The sequence below is a fragment of the Coleofasciculus sp. G1-WW12-02 genome (assembly GCF_040219735.1).
GTDB lineage: Bacteria > Cyanobacteriota > Cyanobacteriia > Cyanobacteriales > Coleofasciculaceae > Coleofasciculus.
This window is the reverse complement of record NZ_JAVJRX010000035.1, coordinates 24880-35889: the sequence shown is the minus strand read 5'-3', so window position 1 is coordinate 35889 and position 11010 is coordinate 24880. Positions and strand designations below refer to the sequence as shown.

Annotated in this window: 9 protein-coding genes; 3 read left to right on the top strand and 6 right to left on the bottom strand. The window is 44.2% G+C overall.

Annotated elements, in window-relative coordinates; translation table 11 throughout:
• Positions 1–485: 485 nt before the first annotated feature.
• The 3 genes from ispG (at position 486) to RID09_RS05570 (ending at position 3879) form a co-directional block, all read left to right on the top strand.
• Entirely contained in the window at positions 486–1703 is a 1218-nt protein-coding gene (ispG, locus tag RID09_RS05580; protein WP_446334961.1) for a (E)-4-hydroxy-3-methylbut-2-enyl-diphosphate synthase, read from the top strand.
• A 146-nt stretch (positions 1704–1849) separates the two neighbouring features.
• Positions 1850–2659 (top strand): hypothetical protein, encoded by an 810-nt coding sequence (locus RID09_RS05575; RefSeq protein ID WP_446334960.1) that lies wholly within the window; start codon positions 1850–1852, stop codon positions 2657–2659.
• Positions 2659–3879 (top strand): DNA adenine methylase, encoded by a 1221-nt coding sequence (locus tag RID09_RS05570; RefSeq protein ID WP_446334959.1) that lies wholly within the window; start codon positions 2659–2661, stop codon positions 3877–3879. The genes RID09_RS05575 and RID09_RS05570 overlap by 1 nt, the downstream gene beginning before the upstream one ends.
• 117 nt (positions 3880–3996) lie before the next feature.
• Here RID09_RS05570 and hypE read toward each other — a convergent pair whose 3' ends face one another.
• The 6 genes from hypE to RID09_RS05540 form a co-directional block, all read right to left on the bottom strand.
• Positions 3997–5085, bottom strand: a complete 1089-nt coding sequence (gene hypE, locus RID09_RS05565) for a hydrogenase expression/formation protein HypE (protein WP_446334958.1) — start codon at positions 5083–5085, stop codon at positions 3997–3999.
• A gap of 95 nt (positions 5086–5180) precedes the next feature.
• Positions 5181–6323, bottom strand: coding sequence for a hydrogenase formation protein HypD (gene hypD, locus RID09_RS05560; RefSeq protein WP_446334957.1), 1143 nt, complete (start codon positions 6321–6323; stop codon positions 5181–5183).
• A 135-nt stretch (positions 6324–6458) separates the two neighbouring features.
• Positions 6459–6704 (bottom strand): HypC/HybG/HupF family hydrogenase formation chaperone, encoded by a 246-nt coding sequence (locus RID09_RS05555; RefSeq protein ID WP_446334956.1) that lies wholly within the window; start codon positions 6702–6704, stop codon positions 6459–6461.
• A gap of 68 nt (positions 6705–6772) precedes the next feature.
• Positions 6773–9376 (bottom strand): carbamoyltransferase HypF, encoded by a 2604-nt coding sequence (gene hypF / locus RID09_RS05550; RefSeq protein WP_446334955.1) that lies wholly within the window; start codon positions 9374–9376, stop codon positions 6773–6775.
• A gap of 161 nt (positions 9377–9537) precedes the next feature.
• Positions 9538–10116 carry a Uma2 family endonuclease gene (locus tag RID09_RS05545; RefSeq protein WP_446334954.1) on the bottom strand — a complete coding sequence of 193 codons (579 nt, stop codon included), beginning with the start codon at positions 10114–10116 and terminating at the stop codon, positions 9538–9540.
• Between the two features lie 175 nt (positions 10117–10291).
• Positions 10292–10963, bottom strand: coding sequence for a PEP-CTERM sorting domain-containing protein (locus tag RID09_RS05540; RefSeq protein ID WP_446334953.1), 672 nt, complete (start codon positions 10961–10963; stop codon positions 10292–10294).
• Positions 10964–11010: the final 47 nt, after the last annotated feature.

Sequence of the window (11010 nt, the reverse complement as noted above, 5' to 3'; positions counted from 1 at the left end):
AAGCTATCATCTAGCACCGCGATCGCGCCCAGGAGCGCCCAAGGGCTTACCAAATTAGCATCTGAAACCCTTGGTATTACGTTGATTTATACCAAAAATAAAAAAGTTGAAAGGCGCACGAATACATAACCGATGAGTTATGCAACTCTATCAATGACTATATACTACACAGACAACCTAGAGTGAAAAGTCAGACCATTACAGGGGTTTCAGACTCAATGCGATGTGATACACCCTTTCCAAGAGTAGAATATCACTTTCATGGTTACTGTACTACACCCGATTAAAAACTGTTACGTCAGGCTTGGCATAACAGATCCGTATTTTTATTATTCGTTGCATAACTAAACAGAGATGGTATAACCAACAAGGGTAGGTGCGATCGCACTTTCTGTTGCCTTAACCCAAAATCGCCCCAACTGTGGCACTCTGAGAGAATAGAGAAAATAAAGATAGTCTGACTACAGAAATTATCCCGATAGGTTATGCAAACACTTCCAACCCCTCAAACTGCCCCCAAACCCCCAGCATTAGATACCGTTATCCACCGTCGCCAAACCCGCCCAGTGCGAGTCGGGAATGTCACGATTGGTGGCGGACATCCGGTGGTGGTGCAGTCGATGATTAATGAAGATACGTTAGATCTTGAGGGTTCAGTGGCTGGGATTCGCCGCCTCCATGAAATTGGCTGTGAGATAGTGCGAGTCACGGTTCCCAGTATGGCGCACGCCAAAGCCCTCGCCCAAATCAAGGAGAAACTGATTCAGACGTACCAAGAGGTTCCCTTGGTGGCTGATGTTCACCACAACGGGATGAAAATTGCCCTAGAAGTCGCCAAGCATGTGGATAAAGTGCGGATCAATCCAGGGTTATATGTGTTCGAGAAACCAAAGAGCGATCGCACAGAGTATACTCAAGCTGAATTTGAACAAATTGGCGCAAAGATTAAGGAAACCTTAGAACCCCTTGTCGTCTCCCTACGAGATCAAGGGAAAGCCATGCGAATCGGCGTGAATCACGGTTCCCTGGCGGAACGGATGCTATTTACCTACGGCGATACCCCAGAAGGGATGGTGGAATCTGCGCTGGAATTTATCCAAATTTGTGAATCCCTCGACTTCCGCAATCTAGTGATTTCCCTGAAAGCTTCCCGTGTGCCGGTGATGCTGGCGGCGTATCGGTTAATGGTACGGCGCATGGATGAGTTGGGGATGGATTACCCCTTACATCTGGGTGTCACAGAAGCCGGCGATGGGGAATATGGACGGATTAAGTCTACAGCGGGTATTGGTACGCTGTTAGCCGAAGGAATTGGGGATACCATTCGCGTGTCTCTGACGGAAGCGCCAGAAAAAGAAATTCCGGTTTGCTATAGCATTCTTCAGGCTTTGGGACTGCGGAAGACGATGGTGGAATATGTCGCCTGTCCTTCCTGCGGTCGCACGTTGTTTAATTTAGAAGACGTACTGCACGAAGTTCGGGAAGCGACGAAACACCTGACGGGTTTAGATATTGCTGTGATGGGTTGTATTGTCAATGGTCCAGGGGAAATGGCAGATGCGGATTATGGCTATGTGGGTAAACAACCCGGTTATATTTCCCTGTATCGGGGACGGGAGGAGATTAAGAAGGTGCCGGAAGATAAGGGGGTTGAGGAGTTGATTAATTTAATTAAAGCGGATGATCGTTGGGTCGATCCCTAAGTTGGTCGGGGTACGATATATCGTACCCCGAAAATCACATTAATTGAAGGCAGAGGGCAGAAGACTCCAAGGCAGAAGGGAAGAAATAAGGTTGCAAGATAAAAGGAAATGATGACTGACGAGAAGGATATGATATCAACTGATAAATGACCAATAATGTGCCAGATGAACAGAAGTACCTAGAAACCTTTCTCCAACCGATTAGAAAATGCAAAGACTATCGCCCGAAGTTTGGTCAGGGAAACTTAAATAAAGGGTTTTTACTTCAGGAATTTAAAGTCCTTTACGGTGCTGATTTGTTTTATTCTTGGGTGGGTTTAGATAGTGATCTCATGTACGCTGCCCATCGTGCGGCTGGTGGCATGACTTCTATTTATCGTCAGGTTGGTATTGGCTGCGAGCGTTTGTTTCGCCAGATTATTGTAGATACAACCCGTTACATTGACCCTAGCTTTGCCAGATGGTCTTACACAACCCAAACATCCTCTGGAAAAAGCAAAACCCTTTCCCTTGATGGTCGGCTAAAACTTTCAGAGATCAGGAATCAGTCCGTGTTGAACAAGGTTAATCAGTGGATAACCGATTATTGCAATGGCTTAAGTGAAGTGACTCAACCCTCCAATGGTATTGTATTTGAGGTGAGACAGGGATATAAGAGCAAAGATAGCAAGCGTCAGAATGCTGACATAGACAATGCTACAGTAGCTTGGGCAAATGATTATCTTCCGGTATTTGCCATCTTTTCAGCACAGATAGATTCAGATATTGTATTGAGATATCGGAACAACCGTTGCGGAATTCTGATTGGCACAATGAATGGTGATCCACAAATCTCTCTATATGCCTTTTGTGAACAAGTGCTAGGGTATAACCTGGCAGATTTTTTTCAGAGGAAATCGGATGAGATTAAGCATGAGATCCATGAGGTTCTGGAAACATTGCTGAGTGCTGAATAATGGATATTCAGGTTAATCAACGGTCAGATTACACCTTTAAATACAATCAAAAATTGGCAAGGCATGGATGGTTACGATTAACCCCAGCCTACTCAGTAAAATTAGTGACAGAGATGATTAACAAGATTCCCAGTGAATCATTCATCCTTGACCCTTTCTCTGGAACAGCTACAACTGGTTTAGTGGCGGCTGAACAAGGATTACAAGCTCATTGTTTAGATATCAATAGATTTCTGATATGGCTGGGTAATGCAAAATGCCGGAATTATTCTTTCTCTGAACTGGATGACTTTAATCAGAGGATTAAAACAACGATTCATCAATGCAAATTTTTAATCAACCAAGAGTGCTGGACTCCTGAAATTTATAACATTACTCGCTGGTGGAGTACACATACCTTAAAAATTCTGGCAGCGCTTCGGCAAGCTTTAGTGAACGAATTTGGTGAACCGAAAGAGGGTGATGTTTCTTCGTTGGCATGGGTAGCTTTTTGTCGTTTGGTTATTGAAACCTCTTCCGCCGCATTTAATCATGTGTCTATGTCGTTTCATGAGCAAGTGAGTCGGTATGAAATTGAACAGATTGAACAGCTTTACCAACTGATTATTGAGGCGATAGTTAATAGTATAAGTTGCCCGTTAGCAGGTAAGGCAACGGTATTCTATTCTGATTCACGGTACTCTATATCCATCAATGATATGAAATATTCTCATGTCGTGACCTCACCACCTTACCCTAATCGGATGAGTTATATCCGTGAACTTCGTCCCTATATGTATTGGACAAAGTTTCTAGATACTGCCAAAGAAGCAGGTGAGATAGACTGGCAAGCTATTGGAGGAACGTGGGGTGTGGCGACAAGTAGATTACAGAATTGGGACTCTACTGGAATAGAATTGTCAGGTTCGCTGAACAGGATTGTTTCCCAAATACGAGAATCCGAAAATAAGAATGCTCGGCTTATGGCAAAATATGTCGAGAAATATTTCTATGATATACACTTACATTTTGAGAATTTGCGTCACAACTTACAGGATAATGCAGTGCTTTCATACATTGTCGGTAATTCTTCTTTCTATGGGATTCCGGTTAATACGGAAAAACTTTTGAAAGAATCCTTAAAGCAACTAGGATATACCAACATTGGCAGTCAAGTTATTCGCAAGCGAAACAGTAAGAAAGAACTGTTTGAATACTGTGTTTATGCAACATGGAAATAGAACAGAAAATAGCAATGAGCCAAATAGGGAATCGTTGCTACCTATCCGTTTATTTTTTGTTTCTGACTTTGTAGAGACGTAGCATGCTACGTCTCTACCATCTGTACAATACAGTCGTTAACAAATTCTAGGTAATTGATCACCCACTAGCATATCAACGATACGTTCCGCACCAAAAGCGGTTTGCAGTAATACAACTCCGGTAGGTGAGTCAATCACTTCACCCACAATACAGGAATCCTCTCCGGCTGGGTGAGACTTCATTGCAGATACTACAGATTCGGCGTGCGATCGCGGTACAATAACTACCAGTTTCCCTTCATTGGCTAGATATAACGGATCTAATCCCAAAATTTCACAAACCCCCCTTACCTCTTCCCGAATCGGAATCGACGCCTCATCCAAACGAATCCCAACTTCCGAACTTTGGGCGAATTCATTTAACACTGTAGCAACACCACCGCGAGTTGCATCCCGCATCGCATGAATTTGGGGACAAACTGCAAGAATTGCATCCACTAACCCATTTAACGGTTGACAGTCGCTTTTAATTTCTGTTGATAATGCCAATTCCCCACGGGCGATTAAAATAGCCGCACCATGATCTCCCAATTGACCATTAATAATCACCGCATCACCGGGTTGAATATGATGGGCGGAGATAGAAACACCTTCTCTAATAACACCAATTCCGGCTGTATTGATAAAGAGTTTATCGGCAGATCCGCGATGGACAACTTTGGTATCGCCTGTTACCACTTGCACCCCAGCAGCATCTGCGGCTGTTTTCATACTTAGAACAACTTGCCGTAATGTTTCGACGGGTAGCCCTTCTTCCATAATCATGCTACAGGTTAGATACAGGGGTTTTGCCCCACTAACCGCTAAATCGTTGACGGTACCATTAATGGCTAATTCACCGATATTACTACCAGGAAAGAATAGGGGATCGACGACATAAGAATCCGTGGTAAAGGCTAATCGATCTCCTTGAGTAATTAGTTTTGCTAGGGGGATTGTGGCTTGATCTTCGAGTTGAGAGAGGATGGGATTATCGAAACTACCGACAAAAATATCATCAATTAAATCCCGCATGGCTTTACCACCACTACCATGTGCCAGGGTAATGGCGGTATCTTTAACTTTATTGGGGCGGCGTCGGATTTGTTCGATTTTTTGGAAGAGAGGATTTTGGTTATTGGTCATTCGTTAGACGCGATTCAATTGAGTAAAGGGCGACGCGATTCCATTGAATGGACGGGTGTTGTTAATTGATGCAAGCGGGTCGCCCCTACAGGGGGTTAATTGATGCCGGCTGCGGCTTTGGCGACTTTGGATAGGCGTCCATATTTGTAATACGCAGCACAAGCCCCTTCTGAAGATACCATACAAGTCCCAATCGGGTTTTCGGGTGTACAAGCTGTACCAAAAACTTTACATTGCCAAGGTTTCATCACACCTTTGAGGATTTCTCCACATTGGCAAGCTTTGTGATCAGCGACTTGACGATTGGGAACGGTAAATTTTACTTCTGCATCAAATTGGGCGTATTTTGGGCATATTTTAAACCCAGAATTGGGAATATCACCGAGTCCTCGCCATTCAAATTTTTGCCGTACTTCAAAGACGGTATTCATGGCGTCTAAGGCGACGCGATTTCCTTGGGGTTGGACGATACGATCATATTGGTTTTCCACCTCGCAGCGTCCTTGAATGAGTTGCTGCAAGATCATCCACAAGGATTGCAAAATATCTAAGGGTTCAAAACCAGAAACGACTATTGGTTTTTGGTAGTGTTGGGCAATAAATTGATAGGGTTCTGTACCAATAACCATGCTGACATGACCCGGACCAATAAAGGCATCGAGTTGTAAATCTGGATTATCTAATAAGGCTTGTAAGGCGGGAATGACTAGAACATGATTGCAGAACATACTGAAGTTTTTGATCCCTTCAGTATCGGCTTGCAGGATAGTTAAAGCAGTACTAGGGGCGGTGGTTTCAAAGCCAATTCCGAAGAAAACGACTTCTTTATCCGGGTTTTCTTTAGCGATTTTTAGGCTATCTAGGGGAGAATATACCATGCGAATATCCGCCCCGGCTGCTTTGGCTTGGAGTAGACTTTTCTGGGAACCGGGAACCCGCATGGCGTCGCCAAAGGTGGTGAGGATTACGTTAGGATAGTCTGCGATCGCGATCGCGTCATCTAGGCGTCCCCTGGGCATTACACATACGGGACAGCCGGGACCATGGATTAATTCAATGGTGTCGGGTAAGATTTCTTCGAGTCCATATTTAAAGATGGAATGGGTATGACCACCACAGACTTCCATTACTTTTAGCGGTTGGGTTGAAGTTTTGCCTAATTGAGTGGTTAAAGTCTGGATTTCTCGCAGTAGGGCTTTGGCTTTTTGGGGATCGCGAAATTCGTCAACGTATTTCATGGTTAGTTATTTGTCAATTATCATTGGTCATTGGTCATTTGTCTACATTTGCTATGATTTATAACGTAGTCGGGGCGGGTTTAGTCAAGTTAGATCTTTTCTGTGAGAGGTTATCCGTAAAACCCGCCCCTACATTTATTCGGCTAAGGCGAGTTCTTGGAGTAATTGTAAGGTTTCGGCGGCTTCTTGTTCGTCAAGGCGATTCATGGCAAAGCCGACGTGGACTAATACCCAATCGTTAACACAGGAGTCAATGAGATGATTTTCATCAATAATGCAAGCAATATTAACCTGACGTTGGACGCCGCCAATATTGACCATGGCTAATTGGTGTTCTCTGTTGGTTATTTCAGTAATTTGACCGGGAATGCCTAAACACATTTTCCTATTGTCCTTTATTCGTTGTTCGGTGTATTTTGTCCTGGGTAAGCCGAGGTATAAACCCACATTTACTTATAGTTAAAGCTACCTTGACATCCATCTAAATCTGTCCCAACAGATGATTGTGCTGCTGCAATTACCGCTTGTCCTAGAGATAATCCTCCATCATTGGGTGGAACGATGCTTTGAGTCAATACTTTCATACCCATCTTCTCTAAATTTTCACTGACTTGTGTCAATAAAATCCGGTTTTGAAATACACCTCCGGTGAGGATAACGTGATTGCTGATTAAATCAGGACTTAACTGCTGAACCATATTCGCGATCGCATCGGCTAATCCTTGGTGAAATTTTGCGGCAATGAGAGACTTTGGCACATTTTGCTTTAAATCTTCCAGTAATGCAAGCCAGAGAGGACGAGGTTCTAGTTCAAACGGAGTTCCCTTATCTAGGTTGCCAATCTCGAAGGGATACACCGCCAATTCTTTAACATAATTTAAGCTATCCTGGGTAACTAAGGCTTCCATTTCAATCGCGGCTTGCCCTTCATAGCTACATTCTGCCCGACAAATGCCCAACGCCGCCGCCACTGCATCAAATAATCGTCCGGTGGATGAGGCGAGGGGTGTGTTAATCCCTGTTTCCATTAGCTGATTCAGAAGGGGACGGGGTTTTTGATCCAGAAATTGGATTAAGTCCAAATCCCCATACTCCTGTTGTAACGTTTCCCAGTTCAATGCTGCCATTAAGTGGGCGTAGGTATTGCGCCAGGGTTGATAAATTGCCTGTTCTCCGCCAATCATGGCGATGGGTTTAAATCTGCCTAATCGTTGGAATTTGCGATAATCGGCGTATAGGAATTCTCCACCCCAAAGTGTGCCATCTTCACCATAGCCTAATCCATCTAAAGCAATTCCCAATACAGGGGAAGTATTGAGTGGAATACTATTTTCTGCCATACAAGCAGCAATATGGGCATGATGGTGTTGGATAGGATGTAAGGTGAGATGATTGGCGGTAGCGAGTTCTTGTCCGAGTTTGGTAGAGAGGTATTCGGGATGTTTGTCTGTCGCGATCGCGCTGGGTTTATGTTCAAATAGGTTTAGGTAGAGATTTAGGGTATTCTGGTAAGCGTTAAATGCTGCCGCATTTTCTAAGTCTCCTAAATGTTGAGATAAAATCGCTTTTCCATCTCGCAATAAACAGAACGTATTTTTCAGTTCACTCCCCATCGCCAGAATCGGCGGACAATTTTCAAATCCTGGGGGTAAACTAATCGGTATAGGGGCATATCCACGGGCGCGGCGTAGGGTTTGAATTTTGACGTTTGATGTGGGGCTGGGCGAAGCATTCGCGTTGTCACTTTGGCATGACACCGATAGATCGGGGCGCGAATGCTTCTCCCCTACGAATTCCCCTACGAATTCCCCTACGAATTTCCCGGCGAATTTCCCGGCGAATTTCCCGGCGAATTTCCCGGCGAATCCGGATATAACTCGCACAACGGAATCATCAACCCGATTAACAATATCACGGTTATGTAGGAGAAAATAATCGGCAATTTTGCCTAACTTTAAACGGGCGTCTTGATTATCGATACATTGAGGTTCATCGGAGAGATTACCACTGGTTAAAATAATCGGATAATCCAGCCGTTGCAAAATCAAATGATGGAGGGGAGTATAAGGTAACATGAGCCCCAGAGTTGTTTGTCCCGGTGCGACTGAAGCGGCAATTTTGGGTGTAGAGACGTTGCATGCAACGTCTCTACAATTGTCGCGATTAGAGATAACATCGATTAAAACAATAGGGGCGGCGGGACTTTGTAATAATTCCCGTTCTTTAGCATTCAGAGTACAATACTTTTCAATAACCGCTAAATCTCGCGCCATCAAAGCAAAAGGTTTATGATAACGTTGCTTACGCGATCGCAAGTTTTGTACAGTGGTTTCATTAGTGGCGTCACAGGCTAAATGAATCCCCCCTAATCCTTTAATCGCCACAATTTCCCCCTGTTGCAATAGGGTACAAACGGTATCGATGGGGTTAGATGTATCAATCTTTTCACCATTCGCCCCTTCTAACCATACCGTTGGTCCACAAATGGGACAAGCAATGGGTTGGGCGTGAAAGCGGCGATTTTCGATATCAAGATATTCCCTGGCGCAATCAGGACACATCCCAAACTCAGCCATGCTGGTATGCTTACGGTCATAGGGAATCGAGCGAATAATCGAAAGACGCGGACCACAATGGGTACAATTAGTAAACGGGTAATTGTACCAACGCGATCGCGAATCCAGGGTTTCAGCTTGACATTGGGGACAGGTGGCTGCGTCAGGGGGAATTTGAGTTTGGACGGTACTATTGACACTTTTGGCAATGGTAAAGTCACAGAAGACGCGATCGTCTCTATAGGGAGTACGGCTAATCGATTCAATTCGGGCAAGGGGTGGGGACTCTAGCTGTAAGCGTTGCACAAAATCTGCGATCGCGTCTGTTGTTCCTGATACGTAAATTAAGACGCCTTGACCATCATTACAGACTTCTCCTACTAAATTACACGCCTTTGCCAAACGGTACACAGTTGGGCGAAATCCCACCCCTTGTACTGTACCCCGTACACGAATTTCTTCCTGGCTGATTGGGGATGGATAATTATTTATTGCCATTAACTTTGCTCCCCTAACGTTTATGAGCGCAAGGATGGTGCCCCCTACAAGGTTAATGTATCAATTTCAGCTTGCCAAGTCAGCCGTGGTTTTAATTGGGTTTGTAGTAAGGGAACCTTAGCCTAAATTATAGAGAAATCAGGACTTTAAAAATCGCGAATTCATCGTATTCTAAAACACTCGTTCACCGTAATCGTACAATTAGGAAAAGCTAGAATATCAATAGACTGTTGCCCTTTTAGAATTAACTGACGTTGGTAACCATCTACTTGAGGATCTCTAAAAACGTGGAGTTGCTGTGTTGTCACATTAAAAACCCAATAGTCAACAATACCCGCTGCCGCATAGAGATTGGCTTTAGTCCCTAAATCTCGATTGATTGTGGTATCAGCAATTTCGACAATCAGGTAAACCTCCTCTGGCTTAGGATGAGCGTCTGCATAAAAGTTAGCATTGGGATGGACAACAGCAATGTCAGGTTCTGGTTCTGAGTAGGTATCGAGTTGAATCGGATCTTGCAGTCGTACTAAGACTTGATCCCCCAGAAGCTTTTCCAAACATTTTTCAAGGCGTTTACAAAGTGCGCTATGGGCAGGACCTTTGGGCATTTTCTGAATTATTTGTCCGGCGATGAGTTCAACCTGTTCATCTGCTGCTAAAATACCGACCTCTGCCATTCGATGGTAATCAGCCGTAGTAATCAGGCGAAGATTGGTGAGTGGAAGGGGGGTAACGGTCATAGGTTGGATATCAGCTTTGAGCTTAATTTTATTATAAGCTTATGGCAATTGAATTCCGAATTCCTAGTCAAGGCGTAAATGCGTCTGTTTTATAACTTATTTTACCAATCAGCAGTCCGCAATAGACAACAGCGGTGTCTATTGCGGACGACTAAACGTAACTTGTATGAGTTAACTAGGATGTTTTATCAGCTTTCTTTTGCTTCTTCGCCTGTTGCCTTTTGAGTAAACCCCCAAATCCTAAAGCTGTAGCTGAACCCAGGATCGTTAACGGTTCAGGTACAGGTTGTGTCTCCTCGATTACGAGGTTGTCAATCAGAGGATCAGGGTTAAACGTTTCACCCCCTATATCAACAGAAGGAGCAAAAAAGTCTAGGCTAATTAGATTGGTGAAACCATTTAGGTTGAAAGTGGTGACTGTATCCTCAACTAGGGTTAAAGACTGACTGACAGTTCCTCCCCCGAATACATTCCCGACGACTTCCAGAGTCATGCCCGGTACGAATCCCAGAGGTACGCCAGCTGCCTGCAAGTTTGCCGCATCCAGGGAAAGGGCATCAAATAGTTGACCCCCAAAACTTGCCGTAACCACTTGGACACCTCCACAAATAGAACCGCACCAGGCTAAGTAATTGCCCGTGGTATTCTGGGCACCAGAATCGGGAACATTTAAGACTATATTTGGCGATTGATTATTGCTGAAGTCAATACCTTGAGTTGTGACTGGCAAACTAGAAAAAGGAGCGACATCTTCAAAATCCCCGGTGACGGTGGCAGCGTTAGCGTTTATTCCGGTAGTTAAAACGGCGAAAGCGACCAAGGGAAAAACAATTTTTGAGTTAACCATGAGTTAAAATTGCCGGGTTTTCTAGAGTAATATACTGTTCTGACTAA